This window comes from Paenibacillus sp. FSL R5-0475, from assembly GCF_038004585.1.
GTDB lineage: Bacteria > Bacillota > Bacilli > Paenibacillales > Paenibacillaceae > Paenibacillus_AQ.
Genome location: NZ_JBBORK010000001.1, coordinates 1,532,410 through 1,551,584, shown reverse-complemented (window position 1 = coordinate 1,551,584; position 19,175 = coordinate 1,532,410). Strand labels below are relative to the sequence as shown.

The 19,175-nt window shown below is 41.1% G+C and carries 15 protein-coding genes; 2 read left to right on the top strand and 13 right to left on the bottom strand.

The window, feature by feature from the left end; all coding sequences use genetic code 11:
• Position 1: 1 nt before the first annotated feature.
• A complete protein-coding gene (nagZ, locus tag MKX41_RS06870; RefSeq protein ID WP_340969243.1) occupies positions 2-1,072 on the top strand; it encodes a beta-N-acetylhexosaminidase in 1,071 nt (356 codons plus the stop codon).
• 18 nt (positions 1,073-1,090) lie between these two features.
• On the opposite strand, the gene MKX41_RS06865 is transcribed toward nagZ, so the two are convergent.
• The 11 genes from MKX41_RS06865 to MKX41_RS06815 all read right to left on the bottom strand — a co-directional run bounded on the left by MKX41_RS06865 (position 1,091) and on the right by MKX41_RS06815 (position 15,321).
• On the bottom strand, positions 1,091-2,179 hold the full coding sequence (locus MKX41_RS06865; protein ID WP_042187874.1) for an efflux RND transporter periplasmic adaptor subunit: 1,089 nt from the start codon (positions 2,177-2,179) through the stop codon (positions 1,091-1,093).
• Between the two features lie 30 nt (positions 2,180-2,209).
• Positions 2,210-3,589, bottom strand: a complete 1,380-nt coding sequence (locus MKX41_RS06860) for an ABC transporter permease (RefSeq protein WP_340969242.1) — start codon at positions 3,587-3,589, stop codon at positions 2,210-2,212.
• Positions 3,579-4,298 carry an ABC transporter ATP-binding protein gene (locus tag MKX41_RS06855; RefSeq protein WP_042187870.1) on the bottom strand — a complete coding sequence of 240 codons (720 nt, stop codon included), beginning with the start codon at positions 4,296-4,298 and terminating at the stop codon, positions 3,579-3,581. The genes MKX41_RS06860 and MKX41_RS06855 overlap by 11 nt, the downstream gene beginning before the upstream one ends.
• 39 nt (positions 4,299-4,337) lie before the next feature.
• The gene (locus tag MKX41_RS06850; protein ID WP_340969241.1) at positions 4,338-6,923 is read right to left on the bottom strand and encodes a hypothetical protein; all 2,586 of its coding nucleotides are present in this window, start codon (positions 6,921-6,923) and stop codon (positions 4,338-4,340) included.
• A gap of 136 nt (positions 6,924-7,059) precedes the next feature.
• On the bottom strand, positions 7,060-8,394 hold the full coding sequence (locus tag MKX41_RS06845) for an OadG family protein (protein ID WP_340969240.1): 1,335 nt from the start codon (positions 8,392-8,394) through the stop codon (positions 7,060-7,062).
• Positions 8,391-9,479, bottom strand: coding sequence for a DUF58 domain-containing protein (locus MKX41_RS06840; RefSeq protein WP_340969239.1), 1,089 nt, complete (start codon positions 9,477-9,479; stop codon positions 8,391-8,393). Before MKX41_RS06840 ends, MKX41_RS06845 begins: the two co-directional genes overlap by 4 nt.
• A 3-nt stretch (positions 9,480-9,482) precedes the next feature.
• Entirely contained in the window at positions 9,483-10,460 is a 978-nt protein-coding gene (locus MKX41_RS06835) for an AAA family ATPase (RefSeq protein ID WP_340969238.1), read from the bottom strand.
• A gap of 139 nt (positions 10,461-10,599) precedes the next feature.
• Positions 10,600-11,688, bottom strand: a complete 1,089-nt coding sequence (locus MKX41_RS06830; protein ID WP_340969237.1) for a GerAB/ArcD/ProY family transporter — start codon at positions 11,686-11,688, stop codon at positions 10,600-10,602.
• A 20-nt stretch (positions 11,689-11,708) separates the two neighbouring features.
• Entirely contained in the window at positions 11,709-12,863 is a 1,155-nt protein-coding gene (locus MKX41_RS06825) for a Ger(x)C family spore germination protein (protein WP_340969236.1), read from the bottom strand.
• A complete protein-coding gene (locus MKX41_RS06820; protein WP_340969234.1) occupies positions 12,860-14,302 on the bottom strand; it encodes a spore germination protein in 1,443 nt (480 codons plus the stop codon). The genes MKX41_RS06825 and MKX41_RS06820 overlap by 4 nt, the downstream gene beginning before the upstream one ends.
• A gap of 158 nt (positions 14,303-14,460) precedes the next feature.
• Positions 14,461-15,321, bottom strand: coding sequence for a DUF421 domain-containing protein (locus MKX41_RS06815; protein WP_042187856.1), 861 nt, complete (start codon positions 15,319-15,321; stop codon positions 14,461-14,463).
• 208 nt (positions 15,322-15,529) lie between these two features.
• Here MKX41_RS06815 and MKX41_RS06810 point away from each other — a divergent pair, with 208 nt between their 5' ends.
• Complete coding sequence (locus tag MKX41_RS06810) at positions 15,530-15,736, top strand: DUF1657 domain-containing protein (RefSeq protein ID WP_036678243.1); 207 nt, start codon at positions 15,530-15,532, stop codon at positions 15,734-15,736.
• An 85-nt stretch (positions 15,737-15,821) separates the two neighbouring features.
• Here the strand turns inward: MKX41_RS06810 and MKX41_RS06805 are convergent, their stop codons facing one another.
• Both MKX41_RS06805 and MKX41_RS06800 read right to left on the bottom strand, forming a co-directional pair.
• Positions 15,822-17,570, bottom strand: coding sequence for a sensor histidine kinase (locus MKX41_RS06805; protein ID WP_076286367.1), 1,749 nt, complete (start codon positions 17,568-17,570; stop codon positions 15,822-15,824).
• Positions 17,571-17,586: 16 nt separating this feature from the next.
• A complete protein-coding gene (locus tag MKX41_RS06800; RefSeq protein ID WP_340969233.1) occupies positions 17,587-19,173 on the bottom strand; it encodes a response regulator transcription factor in 1,587 nt (528 codons plus the stop codon).
• Positions 19,174-19,175 lie beyond the last annotated feature (2 nt).

Genomic DNA, 19,175 nt, shown 5'->3' with positions numbered 1-19,175 from the left:
TATGAGCCTAGAAGAGAAAATTGGACAAATGCTCCTTGTTGGCATCGACGGAACCGTTCTGGATGATCAAGCAAAAAGGATGATTGCCGAAGACAAAGTCGGTGGAATCATCCTTTATAAGAACAATATTCAAGATCTGAAGAGTATGGTCAGCCTTGTTAATTCCATGAAAGAGAGCAACAGCGGCAACCCTTCCCCTTTATTTATGAGTATCGATCAGGAGGGCGGAAATGTCAGCCGGATGCCTAAGGAGTATGCTTCCTTCCCTTCTAATGGAAAGGTCGGTACCCGTAAGGATGCTAACGCTGCCGAAATGATGGGCAAGCTGCTCGCTAGAGAAGTATTGTCAGCAGGATTTAATATGAACTTCGCTCCCGTCCTTGATATCAATAGCAATCCAGATAATCCTGTAATTGGAGATCGTTCCTTCGGTAGCTCCGCTGAACTAGTCAGTACGCTAGGGATTGCCGAAATGAAAGGTATAGAGAGCGAAGGTGTTGTTCCTGTTGTCAAACATTTCCCTGGTCACGGAGATACTTCCGTCGACTCCCACCTTGAGCTGCCGATTGTGAATAAGAGCGCTGAAGAACTCGCTAAATTAGAATGGCTCCCTTTTCAAGCTGCAATAAAAGAAGGAACCGATGCCGTTATGGTCGCTCATATTTTGTTTCCGAAACTTGATCCTGATAAACCCGCATCTTTATCAAGCAAAATCATTGGTGAGCTACTTCGCGGTGACATGAAATATCAAGGACTCGTAATCACAGATGACCTGACTATGGGTGCTATCATGAAAAATTATGACCTTACCACAGCGGCAGTAGATACTATAAATGCAGGCAGTGATATCTTACTAATCGCTCACGGCTATGATAATGAGAAACGGGTATTAGAATCGCTTCTGGACCATGTAAAAAAAGGTAAGATACAGGAATCACGGATTGATGAGAGCGTCTATCGGATTTTAGCATTGAAAGCTAAATATAATCTATCCGACGAGCAAATTCCGGTTCCTGACCTTACCGAGCTAAATAAAGATATTAAATCTTGGCGACTCACGATTGAGAAATAGGCTTAGGTCTATTTCAATCTATTGAAGCACAACAACATCTCCAACCTTTAACCCTGAGACGGCCTCTGTTTTGTCAGCCGTCTCCATGCCCACTTTGATATCTCTTCGTTCATATTCCCCATTGCCTTTATCCACCATCACGTAGGAGAGATCTCCTTCATGCATTACTGCGATGCTGGATACAACGATGGCATTTTCCTTGCGAACCGTCTCGATTTCTCCGCTCAAGCTTAGTCCACCAATTAAGCGCTCGTTAGGTTGCAGTGAGATTACCACTTCAAATTGTGGAACCGAAGTAGCAGTAGTATTTTGACCCGAAGCAGTCTTAGCAAATTTAGATACTTTAGTCACTTCTCCAGACAGCTTTAAATCTTTTAAAGCTGTCATTTTAACATCGACCTTCATTCCCGTCTTAATACGGAAGACATCTTGTTCACCTACAAGAGCTATGAATTCAAGCTTGTTCATATCTACAATTTTGCCGATGTATTGATTATCTGTTACCGTTTGCGGAATTTCACTCGCACTGTCAAATAGAAAAACACCTGTTGCAGGAGCATGGTAGAGGGCTGTATTTAGCTTAGCCTTCTTTTCTTTTAATTCACGAGCCTGTATTTCAGCATTTACTTGGTTAAGCTCATCCCCTATTCTTGCTGATTCTTGGGCTGTAAGTGCTTTTATACGTTCGGCTTCTGTTGCACCAAGGGCTGCGTTCTCCTGGTCCTGCTGACTAACAAATTCATTTAATTCCGCTTCTAGCTGTGCCTTTCGAATGGTTGCCTCTTGTGTAGCAATTTCATTCTTTAAGGCTTCCTGATCGAGGGTAAACAGTAAATCCCCCTTCTTAACTTGCCCACCATTCTCAACCTTCCACTTGGTTACCTTTGAAGCATATGGTGCATATACAAGCGTTTCCTGCTCATAATGTGAATTCCCTTTGACCTGAACAGAATTGGTGATGGTTTCCTGTGTCACTTCAAAAGTTATCGCCTGTGGTGGTTCAACAGGTTCTAGCTGTGCCTCGGGTTTATACATCTTGTTGTATACAAAATAACCCGCTGCAATAATAATCAATACCAATACAATCCACTTGATTCTCCTCTTCATCACTTCTGCTTCCTTTCAACTTAAAAATAGCTAATCCCGTTTTATCGCCGTGAGCGCATTCGTTCTGGACGCGCTTATCGCAGGATAAATTCCCGATAGTACGCCTGTCATTACCGCAAATGCGATCCCTATTGGAAGGGTCATCAGAGGAATAGTGATTACTAAGGGCTCACCCATCCCCATTCCTCCTGTGGAACCAATCAGCTTATTTATGCCAAACACAATCAAGTATGAAAAGCCTATACCGAGCAACCCACCAAGCATCCCGAGCAATGCCGCCTCTGTAATGAACATATTTCGGATTTGCCCCATATTGGCGCCTAGCACCTTCATAATACCGATCTGGCGACGACGCTGATGGGTGGACATGGTCATCGCAACGATGATCGAGATCGAAGCAATAATTAGAATAAATATACCAATACCAAGCGCTGCTTTCTTGAACATACTGAATGTAGAAGCCATCGCCTCTTTTTGATACAAATTCGTACTAGTATTTAGTGTAAGTTTCTGGATAAGCTTCTCCACTTGTACGATGTTGTCCGTACTGTCAACTTTTACAATGGCTGAGTTGTAAACATCCTTTTGCCCAGCAGTTCCATTCATTAGTTTCAGTTGTTCCACCAGACGCTCACCAGTCTCTAGCGAAACATAAATCTTCTTGTCGTACATCGCCATATCAGGGTTCCCAGTACTATCCAATATCCCAACAATTTGAATGGGTGAGCTGATTAGAAACTGTCCAGTTTGAGAAGCAGGGTCATATGATTGTAATTGAACCTGTTGTTTGAACATATCCGACGGAAGCATGCTTAAACTGTTGTACTGTTCCATTATTTTATTATTGTAAGGATCAGTACTCAGTTGTTCAAAAAGACGTTGCCGAGTCTCGACATCAATCAATCCTACAGTTGCTCCATAGTTTAGTACTGCCATGCCAACCGAATCAGAAGGACCACCCTGCTTAAATTTATGGTCATATTTCGTTAGTAGTCGAAGATCCGTTCCGATTAACTGTACGTCCGTAATTTTATTATCGATAGTAGTCATTTGTATGTAGCCAAGCTCTTGAAAAGGTGCTGCTGCGGTAACATGCCGCAGGCCTTGAACAATTTTCAGCTTCTGGCCCGTTAGCCTGCCGGGGTCGAGCTTTGCATCAGAGGCAGAGGCTTCTTTTCCTTCTCCGCCCCCTTGTGAAGGGATGCCGCTGTTCGGAGTCACCGTAATTTCATCCATTTTGAAATTCCGGTTAATTTCCCGCTCCGTATAGCTTTGCGCGGAATCTCCTATACTTAAAGCAACAATAATAGCAGCACAGCCAATCGATATACCTGCCATACAAAGACCTGTGACAACTTTCCGTCGTTTGACTTGCTCCCAAGCCAAACGTGAAATATCACTAATCCTCAATGAGTTTACCCCCTTCGAGTTCTGTATCCGAAGAAGTTTGTTTCTCAGTAATCATATATCCGTCCTGAAGCGTGAAAATCCGTTGCATTTGTTCTGCTACTTTGAGCTCATGTGTTACAACGATGAAGGTGGTCTTCATCTTCTTGTTCAGGTTAAGCAGGATATTGATAATTTCCTCTTCTGTCTTCGAGTCCAGATTTCCGGTCGGTTCATCTGCGAAAATAACGGACGGTTCTGTGATCAAGGAACGTGCAATACTGACCCGCTGCTGCTGTCCGCCAGACAACTGTGAAGGGAACAGGTCGGCTTTATCCGGAATGCCGACCCCTTCCAGCAAGGCCAGAGCTTTTTGCTTACGTATTGATGGTGAAACGGATTGGAACACAAGCGGCAACTCAACATTTTCACGGACAGTCAAGCTAGTAATCAGTTCATAAGCTTGAAAGATAAACCCGATATGCTTCCTACGAAATTCAGATAGCTTGTTTTCGCTCATCTTCACAATATCTTGGTCAGCAATGTAAATGTGGCCTTCCGTAGGCTTCATCAGACCTGCCATCAGGTTGAGCATGGTTGACTTACCGGAACCCGAGCTCCCCAGTAATGCAACCATCTCCCCCTTTTTCACAGAAAAATCTATTTGATGAAGGACTGCCGTCGTTTCATTACCATTCTTAAAAGAATGCGTTACATTTTCCACTCGCAACATTGGAGCTGCTCCTTCTCGTACATTAATAGATATGAATTCCTACTTCTCAGTTACTGTTCTATCAATCTTTATGCTATATGCCTGGCTGGCCAGCTCGATCCGTTCTCCTTGGAACTCATCATACAGTGTGATTCTGTAGGCGCCACCTGACAAGTTTTTATACATATTATTGGTAAATGTTGCAGTATAGGAGTTGTAATTCCCTTCAAGAAGTTCAGTACCGATGTTCAAGCTTCGTTCCTGTGATAGACCATATGGATCTGTCATTTTGAGCACCAGCTTATGAGTGAAGGTTCCCATGTCATAGGTACTGTCACGAAGTAAGTTGTAATTCATTACGATATCTATAGTGGTACTACCTTGCATCGATCGCCCTTCCGAACTCAGAACAGACATCGTGTACGGATATAGCGCAACCTTCGTCAAGTTATTCTCCGGTGGAGTAGAAACTGGATTTAGACTCAATGAAGCAATGTTAATGAATCCTGTTGGTTCCTGACCAGGTTCAGACAGCTTATTCCCAGTAATTCCTGGACCTAGATACATACTTACGTCTGATGGAATAACGGATTTAGGCAATTTTGCCCAGTACGTTATTAATTGCTTACCACCAGGTGTAGCTGAAGTATCTGGCTGATTCACTGTAGCTTCGAATAGCTGGCCATCTCCTGTTTTAAAGTAACCCTGAAGGCGAGCCATTTTGCTTTGTCTTTTTTCCTCACTGCTAAGCAGTAGCTCTGTATATACGATATTAGAATTGAGACCTTCATAAATAATTGTTTTGTTCTCTTGGACACTAGCGTTCTTGCCTTTACCGGTGATTGCATAACTTCCCCCACGTTCAATAGTCGCTACAGCATTCATCGTACTGTTCGTGCTAAGCGACAGGAACGAGCTCTTCTCTTCTTTTACTGTTGTAAAGAGGTTCACTTTTAATTTATCGAACTCTTGTGTGTAAGGGATTTTGGAAAATACATAGATTTCCGCATTTTTTCCTGGTGCAATCGTCGAGGTTTCCTTGTCCATAAACAGTTCTGTAGAGGAAGACACATCATCATTGTCTACTTGCACAGATCCTTTTAATTCTGGAAGTGTTAATGCCACCGATTGCGAATTCTTAATATTTATTCTAGCAACAACGATGTCATCATCTTTCCAAGGAAAGCGCTGTAAAGACAGCAAGTTATAAGTGAAAGAACCATATTCATTGGATGCACTATACTCCACACCTTTTTGAATCTCAGGTCGTAATGTATAGGAAATTGTGTAGTAAGCAACAGGTACTGTCAGCTTGGCTGTATTGCCCGTACTTACATTATTCCCTTCAGATCCTGTTCCCTCGCCTGTACTGCTCGTATCTGGACTAGCTGGAGCTGAAACAGCCTCTATCATTTGCAATTGCAGCGAACTCTGCTCAACCTCAAGCGGAATTTGTGCGGTAAGTGGAATGATTTTTTCTTCCAAAGGTTTTATGGTTAAGCCGCTCAATCCCTTCGCATTGATCGGAAAGGTTGTCCCTGTTGAAGATTTGACGGCAAGCTCATACGTTGGCAACGTAACGGCCGTCTTCCCAACATTTTTCACTCGAAGCTGGAAGGTCCAAATCCCTTTATTATTCTCAGCGTATACGTTTGCGTTGTTTAACTGAGTTTCTATCGGATTATTATTAATGGTGATTTTCTTGGTCACACCTTTACCTACCACCAAATTAGGTGTTGTAGCTGCCGGTAGCTTGTACGAGGATTTAGCGATCTCAAGCTTCAGTGCTTCATCTTTTTGCGTAAATTGCAGCTTCATATTATCCGTCTTCATATAAGGAGGAATCTCGGCAAGATAATAGATAGTCTTCTTCTCCTGCGGCTGAATCTTGTAACTAATCTGAGAACGATCAAGTGCTAATTCATACGAACTGCCACCTGCAGAAAGTAAATAAGCCGCATAACCAGGATCACTGAGTACCTTACTGCCCTTATTGGTCAGGCTTATACCCACCTTGGCATAAACTTTCCCATTATATTTATAGAGCTCTAAGGACTCACTTTTGGCGATGACAGGAATGTCATTCATTGTGGTGCTAACATTTTTTCCATTTACAGCAGTTGGGGAATAATTAGCTGGCACAGTAAAACTTCCTGCATGCTTTAAGTAACCTTTGGTTTTGGAATCCCATACATACATGGGAATCTTAATCCCTTTTAACGAATTGGTCTTGCCTATGTTGACGTAATATGTAACCCGCAAGCTTTCTTTAGCACCAATCTTCTTCTTAGTCGCGTCAGCGCTCAGTGGGTTACCCGGAATAACAGAACCCCCTGGCGTCGTCACTCTCGAAAAATAATACATTAGGTTTGCGTTTTTACTGCTCCCATTTGAATAATTCAGGGTATAGGTTAAAATATTTCCACCAGGTTGTGACCAAATATTGACATCTTCTAATGTAGCTTTGATATTTGCTCCTAAAGAAACGGAACCCAGATTGCTGGGGGGTGTTACTGTCGCCGCAGCTACAGCTGGATTGGTACGAACAGCATTAGCGGATGCCGCTGAAGCGGTATGGCCAGTCAGTTGACTGATGACAAAGGTACTTAATAGTAAAACAACATATGTACTGCTATGCTTTCTCATTTACTTCCCTCCACGAGTATTTTGCTAGAATTATTATAGTGGTAAGTACAAAACCAATTGTATCCATGTTGTAACACTTTTGAAGCGTTTGTAACCTATTTGTTCCTATTTGCATGAATTTGAAGAATATTCTATTCTATAATTTCAATTCATCTTTCAATGCAGCCACATCTTTAGCAGAAGGATTTTCTTCTCCATATCTAACTTTTTCATATAATTCAATCAATGAATTCGACGTATTAACCGTATGTTCTTCGCCCTTATGTTTAACCTTGTTAAGAGCAGTCCATTTAATAATATCGTCTTCTGTTTCCTTCGGCGTAAGATAACTCTTAACTTCATAACCATGATCGTGCTTCAAATGAAGCCAACGCCGATATAACCAGCGAACACGCTCCGTTTCACTATTCATCTGCTCCCAGCGGTCTTTTCGATGTCTTGGCGTAAGGCGAGTACTCCAGAAATCCTTTAGACCTTGAAGCGTTTGTTCCCATGTAAATACACTTTTTTCCTCATCAAGATAAGTTGTATTGTCCTTTGGCGTATGTTCCCTGCGCAGCATGGATAGCAAGGCATCCATGGCTCTCTTTAATTTCCCACCGGCATTTCTATACAACCACCGAAGTCCATAATAAGCTGCAACGCCCAATAACACAGCTCCAGCAACATATAAAGCAACATCTAATATAGCAGCTAGTAGACCAGGCTCTTCATCTCCAACAAAAGGTAGTTCCGGACTCGCTTGAGGCTGTTCTACTGGCGGGGGTAGCGGCTCACTTGACCCAGAGAATAAATTACTAATCCATCCAAAGAACGAGCGTACCATATTCCATAGCAGTGTCCCTATAGCTTTTCCGACTCCTGCCGCTAATACGGCCGCAACAATTCCTATTCCAATGACATAAATACGGTTATTCCTTTGTAATCCTTTTGGCAAAGCTTTGCCCTCTTGAGAAAGCGAACTATACTGTAAATAGCTACTATTAGAAATAAATAGTGTGAGCAATAGACACAAACTACCGCACCAGGTCAGTAGTGTAACACTTCCCTCCAAATCGGGAATTCTACCAAATGCAATGGTCGCAAGAAAATAGATTACAATACCTATCCAATACTTCTTACTGGACTGATCTCGAGAGTCAGCAGTCATTCCGAGAAAAGCGCATATAAAACCTGCGACACCTAAAGGCAGACTCTCGATAGACAGACTTCCTGCTGACAAAGCCCCAACCACCGTCCCAAGGATTAGAGCAGCCAGCAGTTGCTTCCATCTAACACTACACTGTTTTCGTAACAGAATACCTACTAATGATATTAGTGGTATGGCAGTCAGCCACATAGGTTCAACTTGCTTGGGCAGTACATAAACCTGAAACAGAATCCATACAGGTAAAACTAATAATAGTTCTAAGATAGAGTATATCCAGAGTTTGACCGTATTCCATACGTAACCAGATAACGGAAGTTTCATGCGCTCTCTCCTCCCTGTTCCGGAATATCCAGCCATTCTATACCATTGCCCAACACCAATAGGAGGTCAGCAGCCTCTTGTAATTCTGCTCCTCTATGACAGCTAATGATCAGAAAATCTGTATCACTTATTCCGCTCTCGGCCTGCAGGGCTAGCAATCGACTCATAGGAAGCGTTCTGTCTAGCTCCAGCTTTGCTAACAGCTCTAGCAAGTCTTCCAGCTCAGCCATAGGTTTTGCTTCAACAGGATCTCTTTCGCCCCCGTTATCCAATCTGCCGTTACAGATAAATCCCGTCTCAATTCCATGGCGCATGGCGTATTCGGCGATAGTGGCTGCATATCTTATCCCTTGCTCGATACGTTCCACATCCGTTACCGCTCTCCACATGGAATCACTGTCCTCTATATTCAAACAAATGACGAGCCTAGAATCCGCAGTGTAGTCTTTCTTATGTACCTGCATAGTCCCTGTGCGCGCTGTAGCCTTCCAGTTTATAAGTCCCATAGAATCTCCTGAGCTATACTCGCGAATACCTGCAGTCAAGAAAGGATCTTCTACGATCCATCTTTTCACCGGAAGTTCACCTAGCCAGCTATGTATCGGTAGCGGAAGATCGTCTAGATTCAACAAATTAGGATAGACTAATAACTCTAATTGGAGAGGATACGTTTTATTTTTCCGGATCAATCCAAAGGGATCTCCAGTGGTCATGGTGACTGACTCCAAACGATATATCCCACGCCGTTCGCAAGTTACTTGATGACGCCGTTTAATATGACGGTAAGATTTAAGAAAGAACAAGCTGATATGATTCTGGTAGATTTCACCCGTGCTAATGCCGAGATTATCTTGACTTCCAAATTCCAAGCCTCTGGCAATACTAGATTCCAGTCGAAGCCATGGTAATGGCAGAAGTTTCGCGTTAACGATCTCCTCGATCATCTCAAGTTGATCCCCTTCATAAGCGACCTTCGTTGAAAAATACCGAGTATAACTAAGCGCTTTCAGACCATTCCGTTCATAGATAACGGCAAGAAGGAACAGGAGAGCTACTGTAATAAAAATGAACCAAGGCAAAGCCATAGCTCATTCCACCTTTCCGCCTCTTAAGGACGCAACGAGTTCAGTCGGCACCTCTACCTCACGAAGCACTTGTAACACAATTTCCGCGGCCTGTCCCTCTTTAGAACCCAATCCACGATGAAGAAGTAGACGATGAGCAAGCACCGGAACTGCTACGGCTTTAATATCATCTGGTGTAACGTAAGACCTACCTTGGATTAGAGCATATCCTTGAGATGATCTGAGCAATGCTCCACTCGCACGTGGACTCGCCCCTAGTTTTACTGCCGCAGATTTGCGAGTAGCTTCCGTAATCCGAACGATATAGGCTAGCAAATCATCACTTATACTCACGGAAGCGGCCAAACGCTGCGCAGCTTGTATATCTTGAGCGGCAGCCACAGCAAAAGTCTCTTCAAGTGGATTATTCTCACGGAAACGCTGCAAAATATGAATCCCTTCGTCAAATGAAGGATACCCCGTAGTAATCCGCATTAGAAATCTATCTAATTGTGCTTCGGGCAACGGAAAAGTGCCTTGGTTATCAATCGGATTCTGAGTAGCAATAACGAGAAAAGGTGCTTCTAGGCCATGAGTCACACCATCGATCGTGATTTGCCGCTCCTCCATACATTCCAGCAGACTGGATTGAGTTCTTGGTGTAGCACGGTTAATTTCATCAGCCAACAAAATATTCGCAAATACTGGACCTGGTCTAAACTGAAATTCACCTGACTTTTGATTATAAAAATTAATGCCGCTTAAATCAGAAGGCAGCAAGTCTGGTGTAAATTGAATACGTTTAAATGTACAATCTAAAGACTTTGCAAGGACTTTGGCTAACAAGGTTTTACCTGTACCCGGAACATCCTCCAGTAGAACATGACCATTGGCAAGTAATGCGGTTAATAGCAGGTCTACTCCATCTTCTTTACCTACAATGACTTTAGCTAGATTGGTTCTAATAGATTTGATGAGTTCAGTAACTTCTTGAAGATTCATGTAAATACACCATCCAATCTGAGGAAATTATTGTAATAAGTCCTTTAATCATAACAGAAAGTGTACCCAATATATAATTCACAAGAAAAGGCCCTGCCTATTAAAAAGGCAGAACCTAAATTTCCCCTCATGGTTACATTTACTTCGCAGTTTTATTCCTATATCGAAAGAAAGCCGTGATGGCATAATAGATCGGGATGCTTTCAACGATTAGCCAAATGACAACAATAGCATAACTATTATAGTGTTTATAATAACTGCCTATGTGTCGTGAATATAAAAAAGCTATCGTTATTGAAGCTATTGTTAAGAAGGGAATGTACATTTTTCTAGCTTTTGTATGAAACAAGCCGGATACACATCTCGAGGCTACATAGATAAGGAATGAGCTGTGTATGAACATAGAAGAAGACCATATTCCAATTAAGAGCGGATCCGAATTACCTAGCAGATTATCTTGTTTGGCGCTGCGCACCAATTCAAGGAAAGGATATTGCAGTTCCCGACCCAAATGCGGACCAAAACTCATCATCGTCAGCGACCAACCAATTAAGACAGTGACTAAGACAAATATCGCCGTAATTATTAATCTTTTCAGCATCTTCGCTTCAAGCTTCAGATCGGGCACAACAAACAAGAGGACAATCCATTCTCCAAACCATGACATGACTACAATAGAGTCCTTCAGAGCAATCCCGGGATCATGATAATGAAGGAAGGCTGGCAGCATATTGAAGTCCGCATTTGGGAGAAATAAATTAAATAAAATGATCATCGTGATGAAAAAAATAAGAAAAAGTCCATCCGCCATATACGCTATCGTTGTAAAGCCTAAACTTGCCGTGTACATAATCACTAGCCCAATTACACATTGAATAAACAGAGGTGGAGTTCCTCTCAAATAATTAGAACCAAAGAATAACACAAAGTTCTCAATATCAAAGGATGCATAATAAATACACCAACATAACAGCAAAATAAGCATGAACTTGTGTGGCCATTTACCTATGATATCTTTTCCAAAGCTAACCCACGCTTGATTAGGTCGCAGCATACCGACGTGAAAAGTAAACCACAATAATATTAACCCTAATAAAGATCCCACTATTAAACCAATCCAGCCTTGATAGGATGAACTAGCAATTAGATTCGGAATCAAAAAAATAGTGGTTTGGGAGCTGAAGAAAATAATAAAAAAACGGAACAGCTGCCATTTCGATGTTTGCATAACTTCTCCCTCTAAACGTCTTATTTTGCTGTTCCAAAATCCACAATGCTAAAATCTGTCTTCACTTTAATATCAGCCTCTTGAGCATAATAATTATCCCACCGCTCTCTAAGCTGCTTCCATTGCTTTGGATCGTTCCATTCCAGTAACAATCCGAGTTGCAGAACATCGGCACCTGCTTTTTGGGTATTACGAATAGCTTCGTTAAGATTATCAGAGACTTTCTCTTTAAGCTTCGCAATGATAATTTGGCCGAGTTCCTCTGCATCCCTATTCTTAGGATCCCTTAAATAAATTACACTAGCTTTCCCCTTTAAATTCACTGTGAACACAGGACCCTTATCCGTTTTATTTAACTTCTTTGATGATTTTGTGCTTACAAATACAACACTTGCGGCGCTTTTTCCCTCATCCCAATCGACGGAGTAAACTGCCAGCTTAAGACTGCCTGCCGCCCAAGCTAATGCCCTTCCCTCTTTAAGCTTAAGAACTCCTTTCATCTTATCTTTTTGAAACAGCATTGCCCCTTGGATTCCTGCCCAGAATTCCGGTTTTCCATCTTTCGATATTTCTTCTTTTTTACCAAATGAAAGATTGTTTATAGCAAATCCAACACCGGATGCCTCTGCATACAGGCAATCCTTAATCGTAGTAGAAAACAAATATCTCTCTGATCCAAAGTTCCTTAGTACATCCGAGGGTATTTGCTCGTAAATAGGTGTTAAAGTATTCATCTCCTTTGCACTTCCCGGACTAGCCATAACAAAAGCACCTAGAGGAAGACTTGGTTCTCTTTCAATCCATAATAGTAGTTCGCTGATTCCTTGTTCAGCAAAGGTCTTCCCTAAGACAATTACTTTTAATTGAGCAAGACTAAGCTGACGTGTTAAGTCTTTTTGAATTAACAGCATAGCATCTGCAATCGTTCCTGCAGTCTTAGAAACGGTAGAATAAGTATTACCGTCTCCTCCACCGCCAATTGAAGGTTGTCCAGCTGCGTTAAGACGATTGGGCAAGGGTGAATTAATCGTAATTTCAACAGTCCCTGGTTCTTTGCCTTTATCGATAAACATTCCGTATACAAATGTTAGTTCATCCAGCTCAACCTTCGACGACCAACAACCTGTTATATTTAGGAGCAAGATTATAATCACTCCTATCTTCAGGATTCTCATTTCTCTTTCTGTCTCCTTTTATTCCTATCTGTATAGAGGTTGCTGCGTTTCTTCATAAAGTTTGAGGGGAAGCGCGCTAATGTATCCTTCCAGTCCTGTAACACAAGTGGGGCAACGGGTTGCAAATATGGAGCACCTAACGGTCTTAAGTTTGCTAAATGTCCGTAAATCAAAAAAGCTGTAATATATACCCCGAGCAGCCCCATTGTTCCACCCATAACCAATAACGGGAAACGAAGTAGCCGGAAAGTAAGACCTAGCTCATAATGAGGAATGATATAGGTGGCAATTCCGGTAATAGAAACAACAATAACCATTGGAGCAGATACAATTCCTGCTTGGACCGCAGCCTGACCAATAACGATACCCCCAATTATTGAAACCGTCTGTCCTACAGGCTTTGGAATTCTAGTCCCAGCTTCTCTAAGCGCTTCAAAGGTAAGCTCCATAATTAAAGCCTCGGTAAGCGCTGAGAAAGGAATGTTCTCTCTCGCAGAAGCAATTGTAATTAACAGGTTTGGTGGAATGATTTGAGGATGAAAGGTTGTAATCGCTACATAAAGTGATGGAAGAATCATGGATATGATTGAGAACAGAAATCTAACAATACGAATCCAGCTTGCTGCATAAAAGCTTTGGTAATAATCCTCAGAGGATTGCAGCATGGTGAAAAAAGATGTCGGAGCGAGCATTGCAGTAGGTGTGCCATCTTGTAAGATTCCGATTCGGCCTTCCATTAAAGAAGCTGCCACCGAATCAGGACGTTCTGTATATTGAAATAACGGAAATGGCGTGAGGTTACCGTCCCTTAAATATTCTGATATATAACTAATCCCTAGTATTCCGTCAATATCTATTTCATTTAACTTCTGCTTTATCTCAGCAAGAACTTCTTTTTTGTAAAGTCCTTCAATGTAGACCACATACACATCAGTTTTTGTATATTTACCAATCGAATAATGAATGGTTTTTAGATCCGGATGTTTAATTTTATGTCGAATCAAAGAGAGATTCGTTTCAATATCTTCAATGAAAGCCTCTTGAGGACCAATCACTACAAGTTCGTTTTGTGATTCGGTCACTGATCTTTTTTGATATTGGGTAATTTCAAAATAATAAACATAAGGAAGATCCTCTATACAAAGCACTACTTTCCCAGCAACGATCATATCTACAATCTTGTGTAAGTCAAATGCCTTGAGATATTGGATAGGAAAAACAATTCCTTGATCTAACCGTTCTAAAAAATCCGGCCATTCCAGCTTTGTTTCTGCTTCTGTTTTTAGCGGCAAAGCAATACTTTCATGAAGTGTCTTAGAATCGATGATGGAAGGGATATAGATCAAAAGACAGGTATGCCCATGAACAGAAATGGACTGATACACCGCATCACTGCATCCCTCCAGTTGATCTTTAATGGTTTCTAGAATTCCTGACATAGGCTGTATACCTCCTTGGTTGTGACTTGCCAATCTGGCTTAGTTTGCCAATTGTTTACGAGGTTTATACTTCGTACTCCATTCAGCTGTATACGAAAAAAAGAACCGATGTGAAAAATCGGTTCTTTCTTGCTTTTGGGTATGAGCTTTGTAGCACATCAACTTTGGATTAAAGGCTTTAGTACTTTCAAAGATGCTTGCAATTGCTCTGAGCATTGTTCGTACATTTTTTTAGCTTTTTCATTTTCTGTCGACAAACTGAACATTTCCAGATCCGCTTCACATTTTTTTAGCAACGCATATAATTGTGGTTTATCTTGTGGCTGTGGAACTTTAAAGTTGTCGGCATACAAATCGACTGTCAGCTCTCCATAAGAATCAACTTGAGCGAGAAATACATTCTCGACGGTTAGCCCCATTTTCTCTAGCGCTCCATCAAGCCAGCTGCGAGTCAGATTTAAGGTATCTAACGGTTTATCTAATACTTTTCCATCCATAATGACGGCTTGTGACTCTTTCTGTGGGGCAACCTTCACACCCAGGTCTTTTGCCGATAGAGGGAGATACTCCTTCTTAAGCAGAACATTAATCGCTCCATCAGACTCCATAATCGCAAATTCCACTTCAGATATATTGAATACATCCTTTTTACGTAGCTCTTCCAATAATTCATCTGTTGTTAAACGTTCCTTTTTCATATGATCTTCAAGTATTTTCCCGTCTTTTATAAGAACGGTGGACTTAAAGTCAATGAAGTCTCTTGCTTTTTTACTCTTCATCTGAAGCCATTCAATTCCTAAAGAACAAGCGACCCATACAATCAGTGCAATGAGTCCTAAATGCCAATACTTATCCGTATCCAAAGAAATATAGGCGGCTAAGCTGCCGACGGTTATCCCCGTAATATACTCGAAGAACGAAAGCTGCGATACTTGTCTCTTCCCCAGTAATTTAGTTAAAAAGAAAAGCACAACCACAGCAAAGAGTGTTCGTACTACAACCTCCAACCACTCCGGCATCACAATTTTCCTCCTTTTTTAAATCAACACTTGTTTAGTAACACTCATTATTTGTCAAAAAAGGTCCATTCAATCCTGAATTAGACTACTTATTTATGGAAATCGGTTAACATGTAAAGCTTCTATTTTTTTCCTGCATAACTAAAGTAACGGTTGAGGACAATAGGAAACGTCATGCTAGAAACTTAAAACAGAGGAGAGAAACCTAATGACAGTAGCCTCACAAGTTAAAACATGTTTATCTTCTTTAAAAGGCGCTCAAGCGAGCTTGGAGCAATTTGCACTTGAAACACAAAACGAAAGTGCAAAAACTTTATTCACAAATGCAGCTGAGCAAACGCAACAAATCGTTACACAGGTTGAAAATCGGGTAACCGAATTAGAGTCAGAAGAACCTCAATACAAAGGTTTCTAACTTTCACTTGAATAATCAAAGGGGTCATTAAGCTAGTTATCGCTAGCTTAATGACCCCTTCTCTATATCATCACTGCAATTCCGCTTACTTTCTTTTTTTGGCAGGAATCAGGATCTGAACCGATGTTCCAATTCCCACACGACTAAAAATACTTACGCCATACTCAGGTCCATATTGCAGTTTAATCCGTTGATCCACATTACGGACGCCATAACCTGTATTTGTATGTCCCTTCGAATCGAAAATTTGATCAATACGCTCTTGTCTGATGCCAATACCATCGTCAATAATACGGAAGAGAATATTATCGCCTTCCTTACGTCCTACAATCCGTAAATGAATGTGATCGCCGCACCAAGCATGCTTCAGCACGTTCTCGATAAAGGGTTGTAGAATCAGTTTAATGGTCTCATAAGGCCAGATCTCAGTATCAAAATCAAACATAACCTCCAAGCGGTCACCATATTTAATTTTCTGGATTTCTAAATAGGCGTTTGCTTGCTCAATTTCAGTTGGAACCGGAATCATCGTACGGCCTTCATTAAGCGTTAAACGATAAAACTTCGCTAATTCCAGTACCATCTTCTGCAGCTTCTCATTTTGACCAAACTTTGCTAATTGAATTATAGATGACAAAGTATTGTACAGGAAATGTGGGTTGATTTGCGATTGTAGGATTTCAAGCTCCGCTTCCTTCTTCTGGAGCTGAGTCAAATATACCTCTTTAATCAACATATCAATATTTTCACCCATATCATTCAGCGCGGTTGCTATCTGAGAGAATTCATCCTTCCCTCGATATTTTATACGCTTGTGAAGATCACCTTCCCGATAAGCATTAAGCACATATACAAACTTATTAATCCGAATCGAAAAATAACGGGATATAAATATGCCAACAAAGCTAAAAACCACACAGCATATGAGACACATTAAAATAATAAACAAACGTACCTTCATTGCATCCTTTTCAAGGATTGCAATCGGAACAAGCGCGATTAATTGCCATGCTTGGTTAGCAACCATTATCGTTTCTTTAATCGTTAGGTAATCCTTATTTAGTTCGGCTTCATTAGTATAGTTCTCCGGTAGTTCACCCGATTGATACATCGTTCTTCCAAATTCGTTCTTTATAATTAAATTACTTCCTTTTCCTATCTTCGTATAATTGACACTGTCAAATAGATCTGGAATCCTTACATTAATCCGCAGGAATCCTATCTCTTTAGGCTTAAGAGGCTCGTATGTATCAATTAGTCTACGGAGCAACGAGATGCGATTATTCTCTACATCACTCTCGATCTGCCACCATTTCATAGTTTCAGCGTATTTTTCAGTTGGAAAATCATAATACCAGGACTTACCTTCAATCCGTTTCATGTGGTAGAGATGATAAAAGCTACTATTATCCAAATAGCCCTCAAGTGAATTCGAATAGATCTCAGGGATCGATTCATTTTTTAAGAATAGCGACATCCCTATCTTCACACCTGTAGATTGAATAGCTACGTCAAGCTTCGGCAGCACCTTCTTAGACATCCGATCGTAATTTTCCCAGCCTTCCTCATAACTCCGAAGATTCCGATAAAAATCAAAATCACTGTATAATTGCGTTGATATTCGAGTAACTTCGTCCATTTTATAATCAATATTGTCACGAATCTGCAATAACGTTCCTTTAATATTCGTATTGATATGTTCGCGTAATGAATCATTATACATGGAATGAGAGACGAACCCTATCAAGGATATAGGGATAATAATAAAAAACATATACGTCAGCATTAACTTATACCCAATCGGCACATACTTATGTCTTCTTCGTATTTTCATAGAACATCATCCCCCATCACTTGTCGCGCTTACGATACTCCATAGGTGTCATACCATAAGCCTCTTTGAACTGTCTGCTGAAATAAGGGAGATACCGGTAGCCTACCTTGCTAGCGATTTCATAGATTTTGCAGGTCGGATCTTTTAAAAGCTTGCCTGCTTGATCCATTCGAAGCTGTGTAAGTACTTCACTGAACGTTTTCCCTGTTTCTTCTTTGAATAGATAGCCCAAATAGTTAGGGGAGAAAGAGAACTGCTGCGCAATATCTTTAAGCGTAAAGTTATCGCTCATTCTGTCCTGCATCGTTTGGATGATTTCTCTAATCAATTTATGGTTCACTGAATCTGATTTACTACGCAGGTACTCGGAGATCTCAAACGTTTTGAGTACGAGCCACGAACGAATATCACTGATCGTATCGAATTGGTGTAAAACATCTAAACTATGTATTTCCATACCTAAAATTTCAAATAAATCCTCACTAACATCCTTTAACTGCTGATCCAGCTTCCAAATGATATACATTGCCAGATTATGAATAGTGAATTTGGATCTTAAACTACTTACAGAGCGGAATAACTTGTCGATCTCATCATAAATAAGTACTAACTCATACTCTTTCACCGCTTTAAACAACGTATCCATACGGGTATCTAACATACGAGCATCGATCATCCCTGGTTCACTGCTAACGGTCTCATACATTATAAGATTGCCTTTGCCAATAAACATTTTTCCGTCCACAGCTTCCATAGCTTGTCGATAGGAGATATGAATCTGTTCCATAGAAAATGTTGGTTTGCCTACACCTACAGTCATTGTGACTGGAAACTTCGCACGAATCGAGGCGTAAATATCCTCAGTGAACTTTTCCATTTCCTGTTCGTTAATCAATAATGCAATCCGATAGGACGATACCTTGTAGCAATGTGGCATTCCGTGCTTCTGACCTATTCTATTCACTTCATAAAGGAAGTCCTTAGCCATTTGATGTTTAGATAGATTATCCTGTTCTTGAAGCCAGTTGAAGTAGTCAAGCTCCAAGACGGCTACACGAACAGGCCAATTCAGCTTATCCAAACCGTATGACTTCACAAGCGACAACATTCCGGCCTGGCTACCCTCTTCCCCTTCCCATTCCCCTTCAAATAAGCGAATCAACAAATCATTTTTGGCCATTGGAATCATATGCTGATAGGCTTCTTCAACATCACGGCGTTTACGTTCATCGTCTAAATCCTGCCTTACTTTCTGAAGTGCAGCAATGAGTTCACTATCATCCATTGGCTTAAGGACGTAGCTATACGCCTTTAGTGACAGTGCTTGCTTAACATAGCTAAAATCTTGGTAACCGCTTACAAATATCACGCGTATATCCTTTTTTTTCTCTATAGCAATTCGAGCCAGCTCAAGGCCCGACATATTCGGCATATTCACATCGCTTACGATAATATCAATAACATGCTGATCTAAAATATCGCACGCGGTAAACGCGTTATTTGCTGCCTCTACAACTTCCATACCAAGCTCATTCCAAGGAATAAATTGTCTCATACCTTCTAGATCCAGCATCTCATCGTCTACTAATAATACGTTGTACATCA

Excerpts from the sequence above, each read along its gene's own strand:
- MKX41_RS06835 (WP_340969238.1), bottom strand. The coding sequence starts at position 10,460 with ATGAATCTTCAAGAAGTTACTGAACTCATCAAATCTATTAGAACCAAT.
- MKX41_RS06800 (WP_340969233.1), bottom strand. The coding sequence starts at position 19,173 with ATGTACAACGTATTATTAGTAGACGATGAGATGCTGGATCTAGAAGGT.
- MKX41_RS06830 (WP_340969237.1), bottom strand. The coding sequence starts at position 11,688 with ATGCAAACATCGAAATGGCAGCTGTTCCGTTTTTTTATTATTTTCTTC.
- MKX41_RS06845 (WP_340969240.1), bottom strand. The coding sequence starts at position 8,394 with ATGAAACTTCCGTTATCTGGTTACGTATGGAATACGGTCAAACTCTGG.
- MKX41_RS06805 (WP_076286367.1), bottom strand. The coding sequence starts at position 17,570 with ATGAAAATACGAAGAAGACATAAGTATGTGCCGATTGGGTATAAGTTA.
- MKX41_RS06865 (WP_042187874.1), bottom strand. The coding sequence starts at position 2,179 with ATGAAGAGGAGAATCAAGTGGATTGTATTGGTATTGATTATTATTGCA.
- MKX41_RS06815 (WP_042187856.1), bottom strand. The coding sequence starts at position 15,321 with ATGCCGGAGTGGTTGGAGGTTGTAGTACGAACACTCTTTGCTGTGGTT.
- MKX41_RS06855 (WP_042187870.1), bottom strand. The coding sequence starts at position 4,298 with ATGTTGCGAGTGGAAAATGTAACGCATTCTTTTAAGAATGGTAATGAA.
- MKX41_RS06820 (WP_340969234.1), bottom strand. The coding sequence starts at position 14,302 with ATGTCAGGAATTCTAGAAACCATTAAAGATCAACTGGAGGGATGCAGT.
- MKX41_RS06810 (WP_036678243.1), top strand. The coding sequence starts at position 15,530 with ATGACAGTAGCCTCACAAGTTAAAACATGTTTATCTTCTTTAAAAGGC.
- nagZ (WP_340969243.1), top strand. The coding sequence starts at position 2 with ATGAGCCTAGAAGAGAAAATTGGACAAATGCTCCTTGTTGGCATCGAC.
- MKX41_RS06850 (WP_340969241.1), bottom strand. The coding sequence starts at position 6,923 with ATGAGAAAGCATAGCAGTACATATGTTGTTTTACTATTAAGTACCTTT.
- MKX41_RS06840 (WP_340969239.1), bottom strand. The coding sequence starts at position 9,479 with ATGGCTTTGCCTTGGTTCATTTTTATTACAGTAGCTCTCCTGTTCCTT.
- MKX41_RS06825 (WP_340969236.1), bottom strand. The coding sequence starts at position 12,863 with ATGAGAATCCTGAAGATAGGAGTGATTATAATCTTGCTCCTAAATATA.